Genomic DNA, 22,398 nt, shown 5'->3' on the forward strand with positions numbered 1-22,398 from the left:
GTTTTTGGTGGGGGGTGGGCGGCGCGGCGCGCGGGTCTAACCCCCCGCCCACGCCCCGGCCGGGGGGGTCCGTGTTTAAGGCGGGGGGGGCCGGGCCGGGGGGGGCAGCCGCGCCCCCGCCCCCCCGGTCCACAGAGTTATCCACAGCTTGGCCGGTATCCACAGCCGTTATCCACAGCACGAAAACGACTCTGAGTCTGATAAGGGTACACAGTGACTGATTCGCCCGAGTCCACACCGAACGAGCCAGAGGTTCCCGCCGAGGCCATCGCCGCGGTGGTCGCGCACGACCGGATCGAACCGGTCGGGCTCGAGGTGGAGATGCAGCGCTCCTACCTCGACTACGCGATGAGCGTCATCGTCGGTCGCGCGCTGCCGGACGTCCGGGACGGCCTCAAGCCGGTCCACCGCAAGATCCTCTACGCGATGTTCGACTCTGGCTACCGCCCGGACCGCGGCTACGTGAAGTGCTCCCGCGTCGTCGGTGACGTGATGGGTCAGTTCCACCCGCACGGCGACTCGGCGATCTACGACGCGTTGGTCCGGATGGCGCAGCCCTGGTCGCTGCGCTACCCGCTGGTCGACGGCAACGGCAACTTCGGCTCGCCGGGTAACGACCCGGCCGCCGCCATGCGATACACCGAGTGCAAGCTCGACCCCCTCGCCATGGAGATGCTGCGGGACATCGACGAGGACACCGTCGACCTCCAGGACAACTACGACGGCCGGGCCAAGGAGCCCACCATCCTGCCGTCGCGGATCCCCAACCTGTTGGTGAACGGCTCCGAGGGCATCGCGGTCGGCATGGCCACCAAGATCCCCCCGCACAACCTGCGGGAGATCGGCGCGGCGGTCCAGTGGTGCCTGGAGCACCCGGAGGAGGACGAGGAGACCACCCTCGAAGCTCTGCTCGGCATCGTCAAGGGCCCGGACTTCCCCACCTACGGCCTGATCGTCGGCACCACCGCGATCCAGGACGCGTACCGCACCGGTCGCGGCTCGATCCGGATGCGCGCCGTGGTGGAGGTCGAGGAGGACAAGCGGGGCCGCCCCTGCCTGGTCGTCAGCGAGTTGCCCTACCAGGTCAACCCGGACAACCTCGCCGAGCGGATCGCCGAGCTGATCAAGGAGGGCAAGCTCGCCGGGATCGCCGACATCCGCGACGAGTCCTCCGGTCGTACCGGCATGCGCATCGTCCTGGTGCTCAAGCGCGACGCGGTCGCCAAGGTCGTGCTGAACAACCTCTACAAGCACACCCAGCTCCAGGAGACCTTCGGCGCCAACATGCTGGCCCTGGTCGACGGGGTGCCGCGCACGCTCAACCTGGCCCAGTTCATCCGCTACTACGTCGAGCACCAGATCGACGTGATCCGCCGGCGGACCGCGTACCGGCTGCGCAAGGCCGAGGAGCGGGCACACATCCTGCGGGGCCTGGGCAAGGCGCTGGACGCGCTGGACGAGGTGATCGCCCTGATCCGGCGCTCTCCGACGGTGGACGACGCCCGACAGGGCCTGATCCGGCTGCTGGAGATCGACGAGATCCAGGCGACCGCGATCCTGGACATGCAGCTGCGCCGGCTCGCCGCCCTGGAGCGGCAGCGGATCATCGACGACCTGGCGAAGCTCGAGATCGAGATCGCCGACCTCAAGGACATCCTCGCCAAGCCCGAGCGGCAGCGGAAGATCGTCTCGGAGGAACTGGGCGAGATCGTCTCCAAGTGGGGCGACGACCGCCGGACGCAGATCATCCCGTTCGACGGCGAGGTCTCGATGGAGGACCTCATCGCCCGCGAGGACGTGGTCGTCACGATCACCCGCACCGGGTACGCCAAGCGGACCAAGGTCGATCTGTACCGCTCGCAGCGGCGCGGCGGCAAGGGCGTCAGCGGCGCCACGCTGCGGCAGGACGACATCGTCAGCCACTTCTTCGTCTGCTCGACCCACGACTGGATCCTGTTCTTCACGAACAAGGGCCGCGTCTACCGGGCCAAGGCGTACGAGTTGCCGGAGGCCAGTAGGGTAGCCAAGGGCCAACACGTGGCCAATCTGCTCGCCTTCCTACCCGACGAGCAGATCGCGCAGATCATTGAGATCCCGAACTACCAGGTAGCCCCCTATCTGGTACTGGCCACGAAGAACGGCCTGGTGAAGAAGACGCGGCTCGAGGAGTTCGACTCCAACCGTTCCGGCGGCATCATCGCGATCAACCTGCGCGATGAGGACGAGCTGGTCGGTGCTGCGCTGGTAGCGCCGGAGAACGACCTGCTGCTGGTCTCCAAGAAGGCACAGGCGATCCGGTTCAACGCCTCGGACGAGGCGTTGCGGCCAATGGGCCGGGCCACCTCCGGTGTGATCGGCATGCGCTTCACGGACGACGACGTCCTGCTCGCCATGGAGGTCGTGCGGGATGGTCTGGACGTTCTGGTGGCCACGAACGGGGGATACGCGAAGCGGACCCCGATCGAGGAATACCCGGTGCAGGGCCGGGGAGGTAAGGGCGTGTTGACTGCAAAGATCACCGAACGGCGCGGTGGTCTGGTTGGCGCTGTGGTGATCGATCCGGACGACGAGCTGTTTGCGATCACCAGCAACGGTGGTGTCATTCGGACTCCGGTGAAGCCTGTACGGCGTACACGTGACCGGAACACAATGGGGGTCAAGCTGATGGACCTCCCGGACGGCGTGACTATCGTGGCGATTGCTCGCAATGCCGACGAGCCTGACGAACAGGACTAGTTGAATGACGGAGACACAGGCGAAGTCGGGGAACACGGGGACCTCGGCCAAACCGGTCGACGAGGAGGCCGCCAAGGGCGGCACACCAGCGACCGGCCGCGCGGCCGTGGGCCGGGCGACGGTCCCCGCCGACGCGCCTGCCCCGAAGTTCACCAGGGCTCCAGGTATGACACCCCCGCCGGAGCAACCGGGCGAGGACGGCGAGTCCGGCGACAAGACCGAGGCGTCCAGCGCCGAGGCGCCGACGTCGGCCGCCGCCAATCCTCCGGGTCCGGCGGCGGCACCCCCGGCACGTCCGACGACCACCCAGCCGATCGGTCTCCGGCCCGGTCAGGCGGCGTCAAGCGGGTCCACCGGCACCCAGCCGCGGATCACACCCGGGATGACCCAGCCACAGCCGGACGCGGGGCGGGCGACCGCCACCGCCGCCGCCGGCCGCCCGGCCAGCGGCGGTGGCCTGCCACCGGGGATCGGCAACGCGTCCGCCGTCGGCGCAGCCCGCGTCGGTGACGCGGTGCGTGCGGCGCGTACGTCGGTCAGTTCGGCCGCCTCCCGCGGACCGCGACGGGCCCGGCTGAACCTCAAGCGGATCGACCCGTGGTCCGTGATGAAGTTCGCATTCGCGGTGTCGGTGGTGCTCTTCATCGTCGTGGTGGTGGCCACCTCGGTGCTCTACCTGGCGCTGGACGCGATGGGTGTGTTCCAGAGCGTCAACGAGAGCCTGAGCGATCTGGTCAACGCCGGCGGTGGGCAGAGCACCAGCGGCTTCCAGATCACCGCCAAGGGCGTGATCCTCAGCTCGGCGCTGATCGGCCTGGTCAATGTGGTGCTGTTCACCGCACTGGCCACCCTTGGCGCGTTCGTCTACAACGTCTGCGCCGACCTGGTCGGCGGCATCGAGCTGACCCTCGCCGAGCGGGACTGAACGACCGGGACGCCGGGGCACCGCGGAAAGCGGTCGCTCCGGCGTCCCGTACCCGGGTAGGTTTTGCAGGCGGCGACGGGCCTGGCTCGCAAGCCGGACCCCCGATTTGGGGCCGGCGGAGCGGATGGGTTAATCTTGCTCGTCGCAACGCGGGGCTATAGCTCAGTCGGTTAGAGCGCAGAGCTGATAACTCTGAGGTCGATGGTTCGATTCCATCTAGCCCCACCGCATGTCGTCCGACGGTAGTCGAGCGCGAGGGGTCGCCCCATGTTCAAGAAGCTGCTGATTCTGGCTGGCGTCGTCGGTGTGGCCGCCGTCGTGTTCAACAAGATCAAGGCGTCGAACGACGAGCGTGCCCTGTGGCACGAGGCGACCACCGCGCCCGACCTGCGCTGACGCTCGCGCCGCGCCAATCGTCGCGCAATTCGCGGGGCCCTAGCTCAACTGGCAGAGCACTGCCTTTGCAAGGCAGGGGTTAGGGGTTCGAGTCCCCTGGGCTCCACCAGCACTTTCCTGTTCAGTCCTGCTGCCGGCGACCCGGTTGGGCCGGCGTCGAGGTCTGGACCGAAGCCCTCAATTCGCTCGATCGCGTCCGTGGTCAGGAGGTCGTCGGGGCGTGGCCCCGAGGGGCTGCTTCCCAACGCACGCCGGGCGGGATGGTGCCGAACCAGGCTCCGGTGGCGGCCATCAGGGCGACGAGGTACGCCGCCCACCACCCGATCAGCGCCCACATACCGTGGGCGAGGGCGTCGGCCAGGCCGGGCACGAGCAACACGAGAAAGAGATAGGCCAGACGGCCGTACGAGAGGCTGGTCCTCTTCGGCAGCCCCCGGGCCTTGCGGAACGGAATGAGTCTGACCCCGTAGGGACGACGGCGCAGCGTGAAACTCGCCGGCCAGAGCCGCCCGTACCCGGCCACGTCGACCACGCTGACGCCGGGCCCGTGCCGGACCGTAGCCTGACGCGACCTGGTCAGCTCCCGCAACCACGGTTCCCAGACGACACGTTGGTGCAGGACACCGCCCCCGCCCCGGCCGCTCACCGTCAGCCACACGGAGTATCCCTTGGGGCTGGTGTCGATCCCGCCGGCGGCGCTTACGGCGTGCGCCGCAGCGGTGACCCGCCCCGCGCTTCCCGGCTGCGGCGACTGCGCCAGATGCGCGGTCACCATGGCGCGCCTCGCGGGAGCACGAGCGGCACCCCACCACTGCACCAGGCGGACGAGCCAGGACAGCACCAGAAAGGCTCCCGGAGCCAGCGCCACGCGGATGACGTCCCCGCCGTGCCCGACCCGCGGGTCGGTACCCAGCATGTACCCCAGCGCGATGAGGGCGGCCAACGCCACGACGCTGCCGATCACGACCATCGGCGCGCGAGCACGGCGATTCGCCAAGCTAGCTGTAGTTCCGCCGCTGGCCATCGCGTCGTCCTACCTGTTCGCCCCGAGACGTAGCCACGACGCTAGCAACGCCGAGCAAGGCTCACATCGCGCGTCCGTGGCAGATTTTCACCGCGTCGGGGATCGGTGCAGGCGGTCGACGCCGCCAGTCCGCTGGCGCCCATGGGGACATGTACCTGCACGTAGGCGCCCCTGGGCTTTGGGGTGACGGCGCTGCCCGTCGGGGGCGATCCCATTCTGGTCAGCGTGATGACTCAGGGACATCATGATGACTCAGGGACATCGCGCACTTTGCTGCGAACGCCGCCAGTCAGCCTTCGGAGCCACCGGCGGCCCTGGGACAGGTTTCCGGGAGGCGTTCCACCAGCTTGGTGAGCGCGCCGTTGGCAAAGGTCGCGCCGAGCGCCGACCCGGCCCCGATGGTCCAGCCCACCGGTCCGAGCGGGGTGCAGCCGAAGAACTGGCTCACCCCCGGGGTCTGCACCACCACGACCAGGACGCCCAGTGACGCCACCGTGGAGGCCAGCACGGTCGGGCTGGTGCCGCCGGCCAGGATGGTCTGCCCGAGTTGGGTGCCGACCAGGGAAACCAGCGCGACAGTGCCGGCCCGCTGGCGGCGTCCGGTGTAGCGGGCCAACGTCCAGCCCGCGGTGGCGCCCAGCGTGGTGGCTGCCGCCCGCAGGCCGATCTCCCTGGTCAAGCTCTCGCCGAGTGCCGTGTCCGGACCCTCCTTGAGGAGCGCGTCGGTCCGGTCGGACGCGGGTGGCCGGACCGCGATGGCCAGTGCCGGCGCCAGGTCGGTGAGCAGGTTGACCAGCAGGAGTTGTCGTCCGGTGAGCGCGGAACGGCCGGTCGCGGCAGCGGTGAGCACACTGAACGCGATCTCGCCGAGGTTGCCGCCGACCAGGATGCTGAGCGCGTGCCGCACCGACGACCACATGGCCCGCCCTTCGATCAGGGTGGCGATGATGGTTTCCAGCCGGTCGTCGGTGACCACCAGGTCGGCTGCGGCGCGGGCGGCCGGGGTGCCCCGTTGGCCGAGGGCGATGCCGACGTCGGCCAGCCGGATCGCCGGGGCGTCGTTGGCGCCGTCGCCGGTCATCGCCACGGTCCGTCCGCACTTCTGCAACGCCTGGATGATCCGCACCTTGTGTGCAGGGGTGCAGCGGGCCACCACGTCGGTGTTGGCCAACCGTTCCGCGAGCGCGTCGTCGTCCAGCTGGTCGAGTTCAGCGGCGGTCACCACCCGCTGCTCGTCGTGTTCACTGATGGTGGCGGCGATCGCCTCGGCGGTGGCCGGGTGATCACCAGTGATCATGATGGTGTGCACGCCGGCCTGCCGGATCCGGCGTACCGCCGGGGCTGCACTCTCCCGGACGCCGTCCGCCAGGGCCAGGAAGCCCACGAAGGTCAGCCCTCGGACGTCGGAGTCGGTCACCTTCGGGTCGTTCACCGGGCACTCCGCGACGGCGAGGATCCGGTTTCCCGCACCGGCCCGGTCGGCGAGCATCCGCTCCAGCTCCGCGCGGCCGGCGTCGTCCAGTGGCTCCTGACGACCGTCCATGCGTCGGGACGAACAGCGCGGCAGCACCGTCTCCGGAGCACCCTTGACGCTCAACAACAGGTGACCATCGGTCTGTCCGACGCTCGCGTGGTAGCCGCGGGACGGCTCGAACGGCAGCCCTCCGGCGGCCCGCCACCCGGCGGCGCCGGTCTGCTCCACCACCCCGGCCTCCCCGGCGCCCCGACGGACCGCCCGGTCGGTCTGCAACGCCAACTCCTCCGGGTTCTTCGCGGCCGGGGTGGCCCGCAGCGCCGCGGCCAGCGTCATCCGGAGCCGGTCGTCCAACCGGTCCAGCGGGGCGTACCGGTCGCCGACGCTGTCGCCGATCCCGGCCAGCAGCAACTGGCCCTCGGTGAGGGTGCCGGTCTTGTCGAAGCAGAGCACGTCCACCCGGCCCAGCGCCTCGATGGTGCGCGGGTTGCGGACCAGCGCGCCGTGCTCGGCCAGCCGCCGGGCCGCGGCCAGCTGCGCCGCGCTGACCAGGAACGGCAGCCCCTCCGGCACCGACGCCACGGCGAGGTTCGCGGCGGTCGCCGCCGTTTCCGCCAGGGGTACGCCTCGAAGCAGGCCAGCGCCGGCCACCGCCACCGCGGAACCGGCCGCCAACGGGATGGCGGCGCTGGTCAACGCGCCCAGCCGAGCCTCCACCCCACTGGTGGGGGGTGCCTGCCGCACCAACGCCAGGCTGCGCCCCGCCTCGGTGTCGTTGCCGGTCGCCACCACCACGGCGGTACCGTGCCCGGCGGCCACTGTGGTGCCCTCGTAGAGCATCGAGTGTCGGTCGGCGATGGCGGCGGCGACCACCGGTCGGCTGGACTTGGCGACCGGCAGCGACTCGCCGGTCAGCGACGACTCGTCGGCCTCCAGTCCCACCGACTCGAGCACCCGGCAGTCGGCGGGCACCGAGTCGCCCGGTTCGAGGGCGATGACGTCCCCGAGGACAAGGTCTTCGGCGGCGAGAACCTGCTCGGCACCGTCCCGACGGACCCGGGCGGTCACCGCCGACCGCGACAGCAGCTCCGCCAGCGACCTCTCCGTGTTGCGCTCGTGCACAGCGCCGATCAGGGCGGACCCACCGACCACGCTGCCCACCAGCGCGGCGTCGACCAGTGAGCCGAACGACGCGGAGAGCACCGCCCCGGCGGCCAGCACCGGCGTGAGCGGGTTGGACAACTCGTCCACGAAGGCACGCAGCAGCCCACCACTTCCGGGGGCGCCGCCGCCGTTGTCACCGGAACCGTGGCGTCGGCGCTGCGCCTCGGCGCTGGTCAGGCCGTCCGGGGTGGAGCGAAGGTGGTCGAGCACGGTGCCGGCCGGCATCAGGTGCCAGGCGGTCGCCACGGGTGCCGGGGTGTCCGACTGGTCGTGCAACCGGCGGGCCTGCCAGACGCCGTTGGCGAAGGCCAGCCCGGCCGCGCCGTTGACAGCGACGAGCGCCCGGTGCGGCAGTTGGGTCGGTGGGGCCGTGAACGCGCCGAGCGCCCCGAGACCGGTGCCGGCCATGGCCAGCCGGATGTTCTGCTGAGCCGTGCGCCGGGCCACCCCGGTCGCCTCGATCACCAGCGCCACCACCCGCAGGTCGGCACCGACCAGCAGGTGCGCACCCCACGGCGGCAGCTCCTCCGGTGCGGCGAACCCGAGACCGCAGTCGGACGCGCCGAGTGCCTTGCGGTCCGCGGAAACCAGCATCACCACAGCGCCGTCGCGCTGCAACGCGCGTACCGACTCGGCCAACTGGTCCCCGCCGGGGAGTATCGCGTCGGCGAATCCGTACCGCTGCTCGTCGCCGCCGGCGACGACCAGCCGCAGGCCGGCATGTCGGGCGGCCGAGGGCAGGCCGTCAACGCCGGGCGCGGGTTCCGGCTCGACCCGCAACAGGGCGGCGAGCCGGTCGCCGTGGGCGAGGCCGAGGAGTTGGCCGCCGGCGGAGCGCAGCCGGGCCGCGTCCGGGATGTCGTCCAGGTTGTTCGCGGGCATCCGGTCCAGCGGCCCGAGCCGCCAGCCGTCCGCCGTACGGGAAGCGGACGGGTCGTCCGGGTCGAACAACGCGAAGGCCCGCTCGGCCACCTGGTCGACATCGGCGTCAGGGGCCGGTGCCAGATCGGCCAGGACGCCCCGGTCCGAGCCGAGCACGGCGGCGTCGAGCACGAGCGTGTCGATCCGGTCCAGTTCGCGCAGCACACTCCGGTCCATCGCGATCACACCACGCCGGGCCAGTATCCGGCCAAGCTGAGCCGCGTACCCCTCACGACCGCTGCCCGGGGCCTTCGGCAGTGCGGACAGTCCCAGCGCGGTGGCCCGCTTCGGCCCGGCGAACGGCACCGCCGCCGCACCTGCGGCCGCACCGGCGGCGAGCATGCGGTTGATGTACCGCTCGATCGGGCCGTCCGGCTTCGGCCTCGGACGTTCGATCACCGGCCAGCGGGCGGTGGCCCGTTCGGCGTCTCCGGTCAGCCGTGGTTCGGCCTTCTCCCAGGCGGAGAGTTGGGCCCGGTCCTCACCCCACTGCACGACCCGCTGGGCGCCGTCCAGGACGATGCCCGTCCAGCGGCCGGTCAAGCCCTGCACTACCGCCTCGGCCAGCGGAAACAGGATGTCGGCGCGCGGGTCGGAGCGCAGCCGTCTGCCGAGTATCCCGTGCAGCTTCGGCTGAAGATCCACTGCGGAGAGCAGGCCGGCCACCTCACCGGGCAGCGGCGCGAACGGCAGGATCCGGGTGGCCGCCGAGATGGTCAGGCCCAGTGCGTCCGAGGCGAGCGCGCCGAGGGTGCGCGGAGTGCGCGGCCCTTCCTCCGGTGGGTGCGGGGGTGGGATCTCCGGGTCGGGTTCGTGGTCGCAGGTCCGCTCGACGCGGTCGATGGTGGCGATCAGGTCCCGCAACGTCGGCTCGGGGGTCTGAACGGCGACCACCACCCGGCCGGAGGGTGCGTTGACCCGGGCCCAGGCCACGCCGGGCATCTGCTCCAGCGCGCCCTCCACCTGACGGGCCAGCCGGTTGCCACCGTCCTGGCAGACGCCGTGCACCTCGATGTGGTGCCGGCCCGGCCGGGACCAGACGCGACGCCGCGTCAGTCCGGCCGACCGGGCCAGCCGGACCGCGGCCGAACTGACCGACCGGGACGCCTCGCCGACCAGGTGCGGCACGCCGAAGGACGGCAGGATGCGGCCGGCAGTGCGACCCGCCGCCGTCATCGAGGCGTACGGCTGGACGGGCGCCGGCCCGGCTCCCTGTTGCCGCTCGTCCTGACCTTGGCCATGTCGTCCTCCCACCGCACTGACGTCCGGCGGCCTGGCTTCCCGACCTGCCATCCGTTATGCCCCCTGAGTGGCGGAATTTTCCGCCGTCGCAGGCGCATGGACGGGATGGGCCGTGGAACCCGACGACCATCACCGGACATGGGGAGGCCGGCATGAGCACGCTGACGCGACATCTCAACGGTTCACGGGAGAACGTCACGATGTACAACCGGCGGGTGCAACTGCCGATGCTGGGTGAGGTGGCGGTGCCACCACCGGACAAGGTCGTCTACTACGCCGGGCTCGGAGTGCTCGCCGCGCTACAGGTCATCGAGTGGCCGATCGCTGTGGTGATCACTGCTGGTCACGTGCTGGCAGACCAGCATTTTTCCGGACTGGTGCGCGGTCTCGGGGAGGCGCTGGAGGACGCCTGACGAGAGCCGGGTCACCGGGCGGTTGACATGAATCAGGGTTGAAGTCGCATGCTCGGTCGATGCCGAGCACAGCCGTCACCGCCACACCCGCCGCACCGGGACTCTTCGCACCCCGACTGCGCGCGATGACGGTGGGCAGCGTCGCGCTGATCTCACTCCTCGCGTTCGAGGCGTTGGCGGTCGGCACGGCGATGCCCACCGTCGCGCGCAGCCTGGACGGGCTGGCGCTCTACGGGATCGCGTTCGGCGGCCCGTTCGCCACCGGTGTGCTGGCCATGGTGGTCTCCGGCATCTGGTGCGACGCGCGGGGGCCCAGGGGGCCGATGTGGCACGGCGTCGCCTGGTTCGTGGTCGGGTTGCTGATCGCCGGGACCGCCCCCGTGATGAGCGCGCTGGTCGTCGGGCGGGTCGTGCAGGGTTTCGGCTCCGGGCTGCTCTCGGTGGCGCTGTACGTGATCGTCGGGCAGGCGTACCCGCCGGACCTGCACCGGCGGATCTTCGCGGCGTTCGCGGCGGCGTGGGTCGTACCGTCGCTGGTCGGGCCGGCGGTTGCCGGCCTGATCGTGCAGCACCTGGGCTGGCGGTGGGTCTTCCTGGCGGTGCCGGCGGTGGCGGTGCCGGCGGGGCTGCTGATTCATCCCGGCCTTCGGTCGCTGGGCCGGAGTGCGGCGACGAGCCCGCCGGCGGGTGCGGCGGCACGGATCGGTTGGGCGTGCGGGGCCGCGGTGAGTGCCGCACTGCTGCACATCGGGGGACAGCAGCGCGGCGCCACGGCCCTGGTTCTTGTCGCGTCCGCCGTGGTCGGCCTGCTGGTCTGTGCACCGCGCCTGCTGCCGGCCGGGTTCCTTCGGGCCGCACGAGGGCTGCCCACCGTCGTGGGGCTGCGTGGCCTGGCGTCGGCGGCCTTCGTCGGCAGCGAGGTGGTGATCCCGCTGATGCTCTCCCGGGAACGAGGTCTCTCGCCGACCGCGGCCGGGCTGGTCCTCACGGTCGGCGCGCTGGCTTGGTCGGCGGGCTCCTGGTTGCAGGGCCGGATCCCGGTGCCGGCGTCGCGGGCCAGTCTGCCGCGAGCCGGGTTGAGCTGCATCACCGTCGGCACCGCGACCGTGGCGCTGGCCGTCCGGCCCGAGCTTCCGGTGGCCGTCGCCGTGCTCGGTTGGGCGATCGCCGGCCTGGGCATGGGGTTGCTCTACCCGCCGTTGTCGGTGCTCACCCTGGAGTTGTCCGCGCCGGGTGAGCAGGGCCGCAACAGCTCGTCGCTGCAACTGAGCGACTCCCTCTTCGCGGCGACAGTGCTCGCGCTGACCGGGGCCGTGTTGGCAGCAGGAAATGCGCCGGGCCCGGCCAGCTACACGACGACGCTCGTGGTCACCGCGGGGCTGGCGCTGCTCGGGGCGCTGCTGGCCGGCCGGGTCGTGGTGGGCGGGGGTGTGCGACCGGCCGGGTGATCAGCGGATTCGGCAGCGTCCCACCTGCTCGTGCCGGAAAGATGGCGGGCGATGAACCTCCTGACCATTCTGCCGCTCGCCGTGGTCATGGTCGCCGGGACGCAGTTGGTGGTGGCGGTCTTCCTCGCCTCGTCGGATCGGCCCCGGGCGGCGTCGCTGGGCTTCCTCGCCGGCGCGGGGCTGGTGGTCGCCGCCGGGGTGACTGCGGCCTGGCTGGTGGCCAAACTGGTCGGTGGAGTGGCGGCCGACGCCAGCGCAGTCGCCGGAAGGGTTGATCGCGGCCCCGCCATCGACCTCGTCGTGCTGGCCCTGCTGGTGTGCCTGGCCGTGCTGATCTGGGTCCGCCGGGGCCGCTCCGGACCGCCGCGCTGGTTGGGGAGCATCGAGCGTGCCGGTCCGCCGCAGGCGCTGCGGCTGGGTGCGCTGCTCTTCGTGGCGACGCCGACCGACGACCTGACCATGGCAACCGTCGGGGCGAGCGTGGCCCGACATGATCTGCCGTGGTGGCACCTGGTGCCGTTCGTGCTGCTCACCGTGCTCCTGCTCGCGCTGCCTCTGCTGGCGTTGCTGCTGTTGGGGAGCAGGGCCTCACGGGTGCTGACCCGGATGCGGGGTTGGGCCGAGGGGCACGCCTGGATCGTCAACGAGATCGTGATCGCGTTCTTCGCGCTGCTCACCGTGTTGGACCTGATCCGGTCGGGGTGAACCAGACTGCTCAAGAGGCTCGCGAACACGTACGGGGGAACCGGCCGGAAATGAGAGCAACAACGGTTCATGTTCGTCTTACCGTGACGCCATGTTCGCTGTCGTCACCACTGTGATCCTCTACGTCTTCGGCTTCGTCTTCCTCTACGGCGTGATCCGGCTGGGTGTCCGGCACGCGTTCGAGGATCTGGAGCTGCAACGGGCCAAGGCCCAGCGCGAGGAGGAGCTGGCCGCTGCCCGCGACCGCTCCTTCATGCGCGACAACGCGTTCCTCGCCGGCAGTTGAGCGCCGGATCGATCCGACCCCGGCCGGTGGCGTCGCCGGGGGGCCGGGGAGCCGCTGGGCGGTTCAGCGTCGCGGATGCGAGGATCGCACCCGTGATGGGAACGCTGAAGACCGAACCGGCCCGCGCCCGCCTGGATCTGCTCGCCCCGCCGGTCGCGGAGGCCATCGCGCAGTGGCCGGCCGACGCTCCGGTGGACGTCAACGACGTGCTGGTCGCGCCGATCGACGCCGACCTCGCCGACACCGCGGCGTTCTGCGCGGCGTACGAGGTGGGGTTGGACGTGTCGGCCAACTGTGTCGTGGTGGCGGGCAAGCGCGAGGGAGTGGTGCGCTACGCGGCGTGCATCGTCCTGGCCACCACTCGGGCCGACGTGAACGGGGTGGCCCGCCGGGCGCTGGACGTCCGCAAGGCGAGCTTCGCCCCGATGGACGACGCTGTCGAGTTGACCGGCATGGAGTACGGCGGCATCACCCCGATCGGGCTGCCGGCGCAGTGGCCGATCCTGGTGGACTCGCGGGTCATCGCCACACCGCACGTGATCGTCGGCTCCGGCGTTCGGCACAGCAAGATAGCGCTGCCGGGGCCGGCGTTGGGCGCGCTGCCGGGAGCCCAGGTGGTGGAGGGGCTGGCCAGGCCGGCCTGACCAGGCATCGGCATCGATGTTGTTGCACGTGAAACATCGTGATCATCGATGCCGGACGCCCGGCCGTTGGTGACTCAGTGTGAGTGCGCTGCGGACTCTCGCTGCTCGACCTCGGTGAACGCGGCGAGCAATGTCTGCACGTCCTGCGCGCCGGAGACCGCGTACTTCCCGGCCAGCACGAAGGTCGGCACGCTGGTGATGCCCAGGTCCCGGGCGGTGGCCAGTGCGTCGGCGACGTCGGCGACGCGCTCGTCGGAGTCGAGGAACCGGCGCGCGTCGGCCGCGTCGAGGCCGATCTCGCCGGCCAGCGTGGCCAGCTCCTCCCGCGAGCCGACGTCGACAGCGTTGTTGAAGTGCGCCTGGTAGAGCGCCTCCACCATCTCGGCCGCCCGGCCCTGGTCGGTCGCCCACGAGACGAGGCGGTGCGCGTCGAAGGTGTTGGCGATCACCGCGCGGTCGTAGTCGAGCCGCAACCCGTCGGCCGCCGCGACCTGGGTCACGTGGTCGACCATCTGCCGGGCGCGCTCCGGGCCGCCGAACTTCCCGGCCAGTGCCTGCACCAGTGGCAGGGGCTGCGGCACCGGCGACGGGTCGAGCTGGAAAGGCCGGTAACGGACCGTCACCTCGCCGTCGTAGCTGGCGAGGGCCTCATCCAGGCGGCGCTTGCCGATGTAGCACCACGGGCAGATGACGTCCGCGTAGATCTCGATCTCCATGCTCGGTGGCAACCCCGAGGTCAGCCGAGTTGTTCCCGGATCTGCCGCTTGAGGCGGCCCAGGATCGCGGTGCCGCCACGGACTCGTAGCGGGCTGATCGCCTGGGCCAGCCCCATCCGCTGATAGAGGTCGTCCGGCACGGCCAGCACCTGCTCGGCGCTCGCCCCCGCCAGCCCCTCGGCGAGGATCCCGGCGAACGCCCGGGTGGTGGGCGCTTCCGGAGGGCAGTCGAAGAGCGTCTCCACCGTGCCCTCCGCGGTCACCTTCGCCCGCAGGAAGAACGCCGTCTGACACTCGGGCACCTGCTCCATGCCCTCGCGCTCCGCAGCGCCCTCCGGCAGCGCCGGGATGACGTCCGCGTACTCCAGGAGCATCTCCAGCACCAGGTCGCGCGGCGCGGCGGCGAACTCGTCGACGATCTCGGCCAGTCGGGCCGGCATGTCAGCCATGCGTCGAGGCTACCGCCGTCATGCCGGGGCCCCGCTCACACCGTCGGTGACTGCTCGCTGATCTCGCTGAGCGCGCTGGTGGGGTCGAGCTGCATGGCCAGGTCGCCGAGCGAGACGATCCCCACCAGCTTGCGGTCACTGTCACAGACCAGCACCCGTCGGATGCCCCGATCCCGCATGAGCGCCGCCGCCTCACCCGCCGTGCAGTGCTGCTCGATCATGACGACCTCTCGGGTGACGATCGAGCCGATGGTGGTGGCCGCGGGGGAGCTGTTCTCCGCCACGGCCCGCACCACGATGTCCCGGTCGGTGAGCATGCCGGCGAGGCTGGCGCCGTCGGTGACCACCACATCACCGATGTCGGCCTCCTTCATCACCCTGGCCGCCTCGTCCAGGGTGGTCTCCACCGGCAGGTACACGACCTGCTTGGTCATCACGTCGCTGACCCGGTAACCGGTCATGAGAGCCTCCGAAGACGTATCCACCCGATCCGACTGCACTACCCCGTGACGCCGTCGCTACACCAGGTTTGCACGTTCCCGCCGTACCTCGTCGACGAGTCGATCCACCAGACCGGTCAGCGGCAGCTCGATGCGCTCGCCGCCGGCCCGCTCGCGCAGCTCGACGTACCCCTCGGCGAGCCGGCGGCCGACCACGACGGCCCGGGGGATGCCGATCAGCTCGGCGTCGGTGAACTTGACCCCGGCCGAGACGTGCGTGCGGTCGTCGACGAGCACCCGCAGGCCGGCGGCGGCCAGACGCCCGCCGAGCTCCAGCGCCGCGTCGAGCTGCGGGCCCTTGCCCGCAACCACCAGGTGTACGTCACACGGCGCGATCGCTGCCGGCCAGACCAGTCCCCGGTCGTCGTGGTGCTGCTCGGCGACGGCCGCCACCGCCCGGGAGACTCCGATGCCGTAGCAGCCCATTGTCGGCCGGACCGGCTTGCCGGCCGGCCCGAGCACGTCGACGGCGAAGGCGTCGGTGAAGCGGCGACCGAGCTGGAAGATGTGCCCGATCTCGATGCCCCGCCGGATGGTCAGCTCGCCCGCCTCGCACGCGGGGCAGGGGTCGCCGGCGCGGACGTCGGCCGCCTCGATGGTGCCGTCGGGGGTGAAGTCCCGTCCGCACACCACGTCGGTCGCGTGTCGGCCCGGCTCGTTCGCCCCGGTCAGCCAGGCAGAACCGGTCACCACCCGAGGGTCGACCAGGTAGCGGATGCCCAGCTTGTCGAGCAGTTGCGGCCCGAGGTAGCCGCGAACAAGCTCCGGATGCTCGGCCCACTCCTCGAAGACGGCCACCTGTGCCGGGTGCAGTGCGGCGCCCACCCGCTTCAGGTCGACCTCCCGGTCACCGGGCAGCCCGACGACCAGGAGTTCGGCCCGGTCGGCACCCGGCTGACGCACGGACAACACGACGTTCTTCAGGGTGTCGGCGGCGGTCCAGCCGTCCCGACCGCCCAACCGGCGCGCGTTGGCCAACTCCACCAGGCTCGCGATGGTCGGAGTCTCCGGAGTGTCGTGCACCTCGACCGCCGGCTGCGCGCTCGGGTCACCGGCGCTCGGCACCCGGGTGGCCACCGCCTCGGTGTTCGCCGCGAAGTCGCAGGAGGTGCAGCCGACGAACGTGTCCTCGCCGACCGGCGTCGCCGCCAGGAACTCCTCCGACGCGGAGCCGCCCATCGCGCCGGACATCGCCCGCACCACCGTGTAGTCCAGCCCCAACCGATCGAAGATCCGCTGGTACGCGGCACGATGCCGCCCGTACGCCTTCCGCAGCCCCGCTTCGTCCAGGTCGAAGGAGTACGCGTCCTTCATCAGGAACTCCCGGCCGCGCAGCAACCCGGCCCGCGGCCGCGCCTCGTCGCGGAACTTCGTCTGCACCTGGAACAGCGTCACCGGGAAGTCCCGGTACGAGCTGAACAGGTCCTTGACCAGCAGCGCCGCCATCTCCTCGTGGGTGGGCGCCAACAGGTGCTCGGCACCGCGCCGGTCGGCGAGGGTGAAGATGTCGTCGCCGTACTCCGTCCACCGGCCGCTGGTGCGGTACGGCTCGGCGGGCAGCAGCGCCGGAAAGTGCACCTCCTGGTCGCCGATCGCGATCAGCTCGGCGCGTACGACGTCGGTGATCCGATCCAGCACCAGCTTGCCCAGCGGCAGCCAGGTGTAGCCGCCCGGTGCGGCACGACGGATGTAGCCGGCGCGCAGCAGCAGCCGATGACTCGGCACCTCCGCGTCGGCCGGATCCTCGCGCAGGGTCCGCAGCAACAGGGTCGACATGCGTAGCAGCATCCGCGCAGCCTACGGCCGGTACGGCAGGATGAGCGATCCATTTCGATCCGAACCGGACCCGACGCCGGCAACCATCGACGCCGTTGCTCGCGTCTGCAATGACACCAAGCCCTCGTACCTCGACCTGAAGGATTGGCCCGTGTGGACCCTCTGCTGAGTGAGTTCGACTCGTTCGTCCGTGCCCGCACCCCAGCGTTACTGCGCTCGGCCTACCTGCTCACCGGCGACCAGCACCTGGCCGAGGACCTCGTCCAGTCGGCCCTGGCCCGGACCCACCGCTCCTGGAACCGCCTGCACCACAGCGGCAACGCCGAGGCGTACACCCGCAAGACCATGTACCACCTACAGGTGTCCTGGTGGCGACGGCGCCGGGTACCCGAGTCGATGCCGGGCGATCTGCCCGAGCCACGCGGAGGCGACTCGGCCCCGGACCACGCCCACCAGACCAGTCTGCGGCTCACCCTGCGGGCGGCACTGGCGAAGCTCTCCCCGAAGCAACGTGCCGTGCTGGTGCTGCGGTTCTTCGAGGACCGCACCGAGGCTGAGGCGGCGGACCTGCTCGGCGTCACGATCGGCACCGTGAAGAGCCAGACGGCCAAATCACTGGCCAGGCTGCGCGCCGTCGCGCCCGAACTCGCCGAGCTGTACGTCCTGGAAGGGAGTACCCAATGAACGACCAGCGCCTTCGGCTCGACCTGACCGCCCTGGCCGACGAGGTCACCTCGGTCGACCTGCGGGACCGGACCCTGCGTACGTCCCGTCGGCTCGGTATCCAACGGGCGGTTGCCACGTCGGCCGCCGCGCTGGTGCTGATCGCCGCAGCGGCCGGCACCGCCTTCGCCATCCGGTCGGACCAGTCCCCGCCCCCGCTGCCGGCTGACACCCCGTCGGTCACCGCGACGCCGTCGCCGACTCCGACGCCCACCCCGACGCCGTCCGGCAGCGCCGGCGACACGCCTGGCGCCCCGCCCAGCGGCGGGTCCAGCACGAACACCCCGTCCGTGCAGTTCGGCAAGCTCTTCTACGGCCCCGCTGATGTGTCCCGGGTGAAGACCGCGAACCTGCGATCCTGGACCCCTGGCGGCAGTACGACACGGCTTCTCGCACTGCCCGATATCGCGTTCAAGGGCAAGATGAGCGTCTCGTCGGACGGCCACCGGGTTGCTTGGGTGGACAGCAACAACGACCTTTTCGTCTCCGACGCCGACGGCTCCGACAGGCAAGCAATCCGCTCGAGTGTCGATGCGTATTGCGTCGGCGCGGCATGGTCGCCGGACCGGCGGCAGTTGCTGTTCCGCGAGATAGCAGAGCTGGGTCCCGGTCGGTACGGCATGTTGGACACGCACTCGGCGAAAAAGACCGTGCGTTGGTGGACCACTGAAACGAGGGCCTGCAGCGCCTTCTGGTCGGCGGACGGCCAGACCATCGCCATGGCCACTGACTATGGGGTCACGCTCTACGGTCCGGATGGCACGAAGAAGCGAGTCGTCCCCGGCTTCTCCCGGGACGGATGGCAAACCGACGAGGTCGTCAGTCTCGCCCCGGATGGCTCGCTGGTCGCGCTGCTGCGGCACAAGCCGGAGGGGGATGCCGGCGACGTGGCTCGCGATCTGCGGGTCAACGTGGTGCTGGACACCCGTACGGGCAAGCAGGTCTCGTTGCCGTTGGGTGGGCGCACGCTGCATCAGGCCTACTTCCAGTCGGACGGTTCGATGGTCGTGCGGGTCAAGACCAGCAACGGGTACGCGGTGCTGTTGGTGGACGAGGACGGCAGGAAGATCTCCGAGACCGCCGAGCCGGCGAGCCTGAAGGACATGCAGATCCTGGCCGTCGTCGACTGACCGATCGGCGCGAGATGGGCGGGTCACCCTCGGGTGGCCCGCCCATTCTGCGTCTGCGCACCGGCCGATGGGCCGGGTGTTGATCACGGTCGGTGAACCGCGGAAAAGGTTGCCGGTGCGAGCGGATCCGACTGTCCGGTAGTAGCGCGCCACGACGGCAACTCGCCACGGCCAGGCGCTCGTCTTGGGTGGTGTCAGGCACGGGAAGCCTCCACAAAGGATTGACACGATGAACCTCGGCCCGTTCACCCACACCACCCGTCCCGCCTCGGCCCGCCGCTCCGGCGCGCTCGCCGGTATGGCCGCACTGCTGCTGCTGACGTTCGGCGCTGCGGCCTGCGGTACCGCCGACCCGAAGACCACTCCCGCTCCGACCGAAACCGCCACCGCCACCGCCACCGCCACCGCCGTTCTCGCGACCGGTGACACCCCGGCCGCCGGCACTGGCGGCTCCGTGCCGGACGCGGCCCCGGCCGTCGCGCCGGCCCGGCCGGCGGTCGGTTCGACGCAGTGGCCGCAGCTGACCTGGTACACCGCCGAGGAGTCAGGCCAGAAGCAGAACGACCCGGCCCGGATCTGGCGGCGTACCGCTGCCGGGACGTGGCAGGTGGTGCGTTCGGGCCGTCCCGAGAACGGCAAAGCCCTCAACGGCCCGCTCGCCGTCTCGCCGGACGGCCGACGGGCGGCCTGGATGGAAGGGTCCGCCCGCCGGCTGGTGATCAGCGCGTTCGACGGCACGAATCGGCACGTCATCCCGACCCAGGGTCAGCAGACCTGCGCGCCGAGCTGGCTCGACTCCGGGCGGGTGCTGTACGGCCTGGGGCGGGAGAAGGAGCTGACGCTCATCGCGGTCAACGCCGACGGGACCGGGCAGAAGGTGCTCGCCACCCACCACCCGAAGTGCCCGACGGTGTCCGGCGGATGGATCGCCCAGGTCGGCGCGCAGACCGTGGCGATCGGGGACGAGCGAGGCGTCCGACGTGCGATCAGCCCACGCCTCCCCGCCGGCCTCGTCATTGGTGGGGTGGCGGCGATCTCCGGCAACGGCCAGACGCTGGTGATCAGCGCCCACACGACCAGCCCTGGCGGATGTGGCTGCGCCTGGCGGTTCCGCAACTACCGGCTCGACGCCGCCAGCGGGGCCGTCACCGAGCTGGCGCCCTTGGACCCGGCCTGGAAGCAGCCGACCGGGCACGGCCAAGCCATCGACGGGCTCGTCATGGCCGACGGCGGTCTGGTGGTGCAGGTCAACGCGGGAACACCGTCGGACGGCGCGCCGGCGTACCGGCTGGTCCGTTACACCGCCAGTGGCCGGGTGCTGGCCACCGCGTCGGTGCCCGCCGGCCAGCCGTGGGGTGGTCTGCTGGGCTGAGCTCCCGGTGCAGCGTCACCGGGTATGAGGGACCGGCCACTCACGGGGGTGGCCGGTTCCGCCCGTCGTCGTCCGCGCAATGACCTCCGACACGTAGTGGATTCGGGGCGGTGCCGGGCGTTGCTGCGGTGACAGACTGGTCGCCGCAGGCAACGGGTGGCGTGAGGGAGGCGCGGGTGCGCTGGGGCAGTTTTGTCGCGGTCGGGGACAGCTTCACCGAGGGTATGGACGACGCGTACCCGGACGGCACTTTCCGAGGCTGGGCGGACCTGGTGGCGACCCGGCTCGCCGCCGACGCGGGGCCCGACTTCCGGTACGCGAACCTGGCCATCCGGGGCCGGCTCTTCCCCAGCGTGGTCGCCGAGCAGGTGCCCTCCGCCGTGGCGATGAAGCCGGACCTGATCAGTTTCGCGGCCGGTGGCAACGACGTGCTGCGGCGCACCTTCGACCCGGACACGCTGGTCGCCCGCTTCGACGAGGTGGTCCGGCAACTACGCTCGGGTGGAGCGGACGTGCTCCTCTTCCGGTTCGCTGACGTGATGGCCCGGTTGCCCGGCCAACGCCTCGTCGCCCCCCGGGTGCAGCTGCTCAATCAGGCGGTCGGTGAAACCGCCGAGCGGCACGGCGCCATCATGGTCGACCTGTACGCCGACGACACGTTCCTCAACCCCATGCTCTGGAGCACCGACCGGCTGCACCTCTCCCCGGCCGGGCATCGCCGGGTCGCCGGGCAGGTGCTGAACGCCCTCGGGGTTGGTTGCGACGAGGAGTGGCTGATGGTTCCGCCGCACCCGGCGCCGTCACCATGGCTGGCCGCCCGCGCTTCCGACCTGCGGTGGGCCGGTCAGTACCTCGCCCCGTGGGTGAAGCGGCGGTTGACCGGTCGGTCGTCCGGCGACACTGTGACGGCGAAGCGCCCACAACTCGGCCCGCTCGTCGACTGATCATGCTCACAGTGCACACGGCGGCCCTGCTGCGCCGTGACCCGGACGGCGAGCCGTTGCCCGACCACGCCGTGCTGGTCAGTGGCGACCGGATCGAGGCCGTCGGCCCACTGGCCGAGCTGAGTTCGGCGTACGCCAACGCCCGGGTTCGCCGCTGGCCCGGCTCGCTGGGGCCGGGTCTGCTGCACGACGGTCCGCTGCCGCCCGCTCCGACCCCGCGTGAGCGGGTGCACGCGCTGCTGCGTACCGGGGTGACGGCGGTGCTGGCGGAACACCTGACCGACCCTGCCCTGCGGGCCGCCGCCGAGCGCGGCGACCTGCTGGTGCTGGCCACCGCCGTGGCGCCGACGCTGCGTCCGGGCGGGCGGGCCGACCTCGCGGTGCACGGCCTCGACGGCACCTGCCTGGTGACAGTCGTCGCTGGTCGGATAGCCCACCGTCGCGCCTGAACGGCGTACCTTGGGGATCATGTCTGTGCCGAACGATCCCGATCCCCGCCTCCAGTCGTACGCGGACCCGCAGCGGCTGGTCACCACCGAGTGGCTGGCCGAGCATCTGGGCGATGAGGGCCTCGTCGTCGTCGAGTCCGACGAGGACGTGCTGCTCTACGAATCCGGTCACATTCCCGGTGCGGTCAAGGTCGACTGGCACCTGGAGCTGAACGATCAGGTGACCCGGGACTACCTGGACGCCACGAGCTTCGCCGAGATGTGCGCCGCGAAGGGCATCGGCCGGGGCGACACCGTCGTCTTCTACGGCGACAACTTCAACTGGTGGGCCGCGTACGCCCTCTGGGTCTTCTCGCTCTTCGGCCACGCCGATGTGCGACTGCTCGACGGCGGCCGGCAGAAGTGGATCGCCGAGGGGCGCGAGGTGACCCGCGACAAGCCGGCTCGCCCGCGCGCCGACTATCCGGTGCCGTTGCGTGACGACGCCCCGCTGCGGGCCTTCCGGGAGCAGGTTATGGCGCACGTCGCGTCCGGCCGGCCACTCGTCGACGTGCGGTCGCCGGGTGAGTACACGGGCGAGATGCTGCACATGCCGGACTACCCGCAGGAGGGTGCACTGCGCGGTGGGCACATCCCGGGCGCGGTCAGCAAGCCGTGGAAGTCCGCCGCCAACGAAGACGGCACGTTCAAGTCGGCCGACGAGCTGAAGGTGATCTACGCCGACCAGCTCGGGCTGAGCCCGGACGACGATGTGATCGCGTACTGCCGGATCGGCGAGCGGTCCAGCCACACCTGGTTCGTGCTGCGGCACCTGTTGGGCTACCCGCAGGTGCGCAACTACGACGGCTCGTGGACCGAGTGGGGCAACCTGGTCCGGGCACCAGTGGTCAAGGGTGACCAGCCCGGCGGCCTGGCCGTCTGAGCGGCACGACCGTCCCCGCGTGACAGTCGATGTCGCGCG

19 protein-coding genes, 2 tRNA genes and 1 pseudogene are annotated in these 22,398 nt (G+C 71.1%); 16 read left to right on the forward strand and 6 right to left on the reverse strand.

Annotated features, from left to right (window positions below; all coding sequences use genetic code 11):
- Positions 1–213: 213 nt before the first annotated feature.
- The 5 genes from gyrA (at position 214) to AB0B48_RS02305 (ending at position 4,166) form a co-directional block, all read left to right on the forward strand.
- Positions 214–2,736 (forward strand): DNA gyrase subunit A, encoded by a 2,523-nt coding sequence (gyrA, locus tag AB0B48_RS02285; RefSeq protein WP_357194689.1) that lies wholly within the window; start codon positions 214–216, stop codon positions 2,734–2,736.
- A gap of 4 nt (positions 2,737–2,740) precedes the next feature.
- A complete protein-coding gene (locus AB0B48_RS02290; protein WP_357194692.1) occupies positions 2,741–3,661 on the forward strand; it encodes a DUF3566 domain-containing protein in 921 nt (306 codons plus the stop codon).
- A gap of 151 nt (positions 3,662–3,812) precedes the next feature.
- A tRNA-Ile gene (locus AB0B48_RS02295) sits at positions 3,813–3,886 on the forward strand.
- Positions 3,887–3,928: 42 nt separating this feature from the next.
- A complete protein-coding gene (locus AB0B48_RS02300; RefSeq protein ID WP_209444550.1) occupies positions 3,929–4,057 on the forward strand; it encodes a DLW-39 family protein in 129 nt (42 codons plus the stop codon).
- A gap of 33 nt (positions 4,058–4,090) precedes the next feature.
- Positions 4,091–4,166: transfer RNA gene (locus AB0B48_RS02305), tRNA-Ala, on the forward strand.
- Positions 4,167–4,259: 93 nt separating this feature from the next.
- Here the strand turns inward: AB0B48_RS02305 and AB0B48_RS02310 are convergent.
- On the reverse strand, positions 4,260–5,021 hold the full coding sequence (locus AB0B48_RS02310) for a hypothetical protein (RefSeq protein WP_357194695.1): 762 nt from the start codon (positions 5,019–5,021) through the stop codon (positions 4,260–4,262).
- 349 nt (positions 5,022–5,370) lie between these two features.
- Positions 5,371–9,816 (reverse strand): HAD-IC family P-type ATPase, encoded by a 4,446-nt coding sequence (locus tag AB0B48_RS02315; protein ID WP_357194819.1) that lies wholly within the window; start codon positions 9,814–9,816, stop codon positions 5,371–5,373.
- 162 nt (positions 9,817–9,978) lie between these two features.
- On the opposite strand from AB0B48_RS02315, the pseudogene AB0B48_RS02320 reads away from it, so the two are divergent.
- The 5 genes and pseudogenes from AB0B48_RS02320 (at position 9,979) to AB0B48_RS02340 (ending at position 13,378) form a co-directional block, all read left to right on the forward strand.
- Positions 9,979–10,295: pseudogene (locus AB0B48_RS02320) on the forward strand (hypothetical protein).
- A 59-nt stretch (positions 10,296–10,354) separates the two neighbouring features.
- On the forward strand, positions 10,355–11,743 hold the full coding sequence (locus tag AB0B48_RS02325) for an MFS transporter (RefSeq protein ID WP_357194698.1): 1,389 nt from the start codon (positions 10,355–10,357) through the stop codon (positions 11,741–11,743).
- A gap of 51 nt (positions 11,744–11,794) precedes the next feature.
- The gene (locus AB0B48_RS02330) at positions 11,795–12,448 is read left to right on the forward strand and encodes a GAP family protein (protein WP_357194701.1); all 654 of its coding nucleotides are present in this window, start codon (positions 11,795–11,797) and stop codon (positions 12,446–12,448) included.
- Positions 12,449–12,539: 91 nt separating this feature from the next.
- The gene (locus tag AB0B48_RS02335; protein ID WP_030331904.1) at positions 12,540–12,734 is read left to right on the forward strand and encodes a hypothetical protein; all 195 of its coding nucleotides are present in this window, start codon (positions 12,540–12,542) and stop codon (positions 12,732–12,734) included.
- Between the two features lie 95 nt (positions 12,735–12,829).
- Entirely contained in the window at positions 12,830–13,378 is a 549-nt protein-coding gene (locus AB0B48_RS02340; protein ID WP_357194822.1) for a YbaK/EbsC family protein, read from the forward strand.
- Positions 13,379–13,452: 74 nt separating this feature from the next.
- Here the strand turns inward: AB0B48_RS02340 and AB0B48_RS02345 are convergent, their stop codons facing one another.
- From AB0B48_RS02345 to AB0B48_RS02360, 4 genes are read right to left on the reverse strand one after another with little or no spacing between them, the layout of a single operon-like run.
- Positions 13,453–14,094: a DsbA family oxidoreductase gene (locus AB0B48_RS02345; protein ID WP_357194704.1), complete on the reverse strand. Its 642-nt coding sequence runs from the start codon at positions 14,092–14,094 to the stop codon at positions 13,453–13,455.
- Between the two features lie 20 nt (positions 14,095–14,114).
- On the reverse strand, positions 14,115–14,543 hold the full coding sequence (locus AB0B48_RS02350) for a SufE family protein (protein ID WP_357194707.1): 429 nt from the start codon (positions 14,541–14,543) through the stop codon (positions 14,115–14,117).
- A gap of 35 nt (positions 14,544–14,578) precedes the next feature.
- Positions 14,579–15,004: a CBS domain-containing protein gene (locus AB0B48_RS02355; RefSeq protein WP_354945799.1), complete on the reverse strand. Its 426-nt coding sequence runs from the start codon at positions 15,002–15,004 to the stop codon at positions 14,579–14,581.
- Positions 15,005–15,061: 57 nt separating this feature from the next.
- Positions 15,062–16,831, reverse strand: a complete 1,770-nt coding sequence (locus AB0B48_RS02360) for a proline--tRNA ligase (RefSeq protein WP_357194711.1) — start codon at positions 16,829–16,831, stop codon at positions 15,062–15,064.
- A 141-nt stretch (positions 16,832–16,972) separates the two neighbouring features.
- Between AB0B48_RS02360 and AB0B48_RS02365 the strand changes: the two genes are divergently transcribed.
- From AB0B48_RS02365 to AB0B48_RS02390, 6 genes are all read left to right on the forward strand, one after another.
- Positions 16,973–17,503 carry a SigE family RNA polymerase sigma factor gene (locus AB0B48_RS02365; protein WP_357194714.1) on the forward strand — a complete coding sequence of 177 codons (531 nt, stop codon included), beginning with the start codon at positions 16,973–16,975 and terminating at the stop codon, positions 17,501–17,503.
- A complete protein-coding gene (locus AB0B48_RS02370; RefSeq protein ID WP_357194717.1) occupies positions 17,500–18,672 on the forward strand; it encodes a hypothetical protein in 1,173 nt (390 codons plus the stop codon). The genes AB0B48_RS02365 and AB0B48_RS02370 overlap by 4 nt, the downstream gene beginning before the upstream one ends.
- 229 nt (positions 18,673–18,901) lie before the next feature.
- Positions 18,902–20,044, forward strand: coding sequence for a hypothetical protein (locus AB0B48_RS02375; protein ID WP_357194720.1), 1,143 nt, complete (start codon positions 18,902–18,904; stop codon positions 20,042–20,044).
- A 176-nt stretch (positions 20,045–20,220) separates the two neighbouring features.
- Complete coding sequence (locus AB0B48_RS02380; protein WP_357194723.1) at positions 20,221–20,988, forward strand: SGNH/GDSL hydrolase family protein; 768 nt, start codon at positions 20,221–20,223, stop codon at positions 20,986–20,988.
- Between the two features lie 2 nt (positions 20,989–20,990).
- The gene (locus tag AB0B48_RS02385; RefSeq protein WP_357194726.1) at positions 20,991–21,437 is read left to right on the forward strand and encodes a hypothetical protein; all 447 of its coding nucleotides are present in this window, start codon (positions 20,991–20,993) and stop codon (positions 21,435–21,437) included.
- Between the two features lie 19 nt (positions 21,438–21,456).
- Positions 21,457–22,359: a sulfurtransferase gene (locus tag AB0B48_RS02390; protein ID WP_357194729.1), complete on the forward strand. Its 903-nt coding sequence runs from the start codon at positions 21,457–21,459 to the stop codon at positions 22,357–22,359.
- The last annotated feature ends 39 nt before the right edge of the window (positions 22,360–22,398 follow it).

Origin of the sequence: Micromonospora sp. NPDC049089 (assembly GCF_040648775.1) — a bacterium.
Lineage (GTDB): Bacteria > Actinomycetota > Actinomycetes > Mycobacteriales > Micromonosporaceae > Micromonospora.

Bases quoted from the DNA above. Each gene is read 5' to 3' on its own strand.
- AB0B48_RS02300 (WP_209444550.1), top strand. From the start codon at position 3,929: ATGTTCAAGAAGCTGCTGATTCTGGCTGGCGTCGTCGGTGTGGCCGCC.
- AB0B48_RS02330 (WP_357194701.1), top strand. From the start codon at position 11,795: ATGAACCTCCTGACCATTCTGCCGCTCGCCGTGGTCATGGTCGCCGGG.
- AB0B48_RS02315 (WP_357194819.1), bottom strand. From the start codon at position 9,816: ATGACGGCGGCGGGTCGCACTGCCGGCCGCATCCTGCCGTCCTTCGGC.
- AB0B48_RS02390 (WP_357194729.1), top strand. From the start codon at position 21,457: ATGTCTGTGCCGAACGATCCCGATCCCCGCCTCCAGTCGTACGCGGAC.
- AB0B48_RS02340 (WP_357194822.1), top strand. From the start codon at position 12,830: ATGGGAACGCTGAAGACCGAACCGGCCCGCGCCCGCCTGGATCTGCTC.
- AB0B48_RS02345 (WP_357194704.1), bottom strand. From the start codon at position 14,094: ATGGAGATCGAGATCTACGCGGACGTCATCTGCCCGTGGTGCTACATC.
- AB0B48_RS02335 (WP_030331904.1), top strand. From the start codon at position 12,540: ATGTTCGCTGTCGTCACCACTGTGATCCTCTACGTCTTCGGCTTCGTC.
- AB0B48_RS02360 (WP_357194711.1), bottom strand. From the start codon at position 16,831: ATGCTGCTACGCATGTCGACCCTGTTGCTGCGGACCCTGCGCGAGGAT.
- AB0B48_RS02350 (WP_357194707.1), bottom strand. From the start codon at position 14,543: ATGGCTGACATGCCGGCCCGACTGGCCGAGATCGTCGACGAGTTCGCC.
- AB0B48_RS02385 (WP_357194726.1), top strand. From the start codon at position 20,991: ATGCTCACAGTGCACACGGCGGCCCTGCTGCGCCGTGACCCGGACGGC.
- AB0B48_RS02355 (WP_354945799.1), bottom strand. From the start codon at position 15,004: ATGACCGGTTACCGGGTCAGCGACGTGATGACCAAGCAGGTCGTGTAC.
- AB0B48_RS02375 (WP_357194720.1), top strand. From the start codon at position 18,902: ATGAACCTCGGCCCGTTCACCCACACCACCCGTCCCGCCTCGGCCCGC.
- AB0B48_RS02290 (WP_357194692.1), top strand. From the start codon at position 2,741: ATGACGGAGACACAGGCGAAGTCGGGGAACACGGGGACCTCGGCCAAA.
- AB0B48_RS02325 (WP_357194698.1), top strand. From the start codon at position 10,355: ATGCCGAGCACAGCCGTCACCGCCACACCCGCCGCACCGGGACTCTTC.
- AB0B48_RS02370 (WP_357194717.1), top strand. From the start codon at position 17,500: ATGAACGACCAGCGCCTTCGGCTCGACCTGACCGCCCTGGCCGACGAG.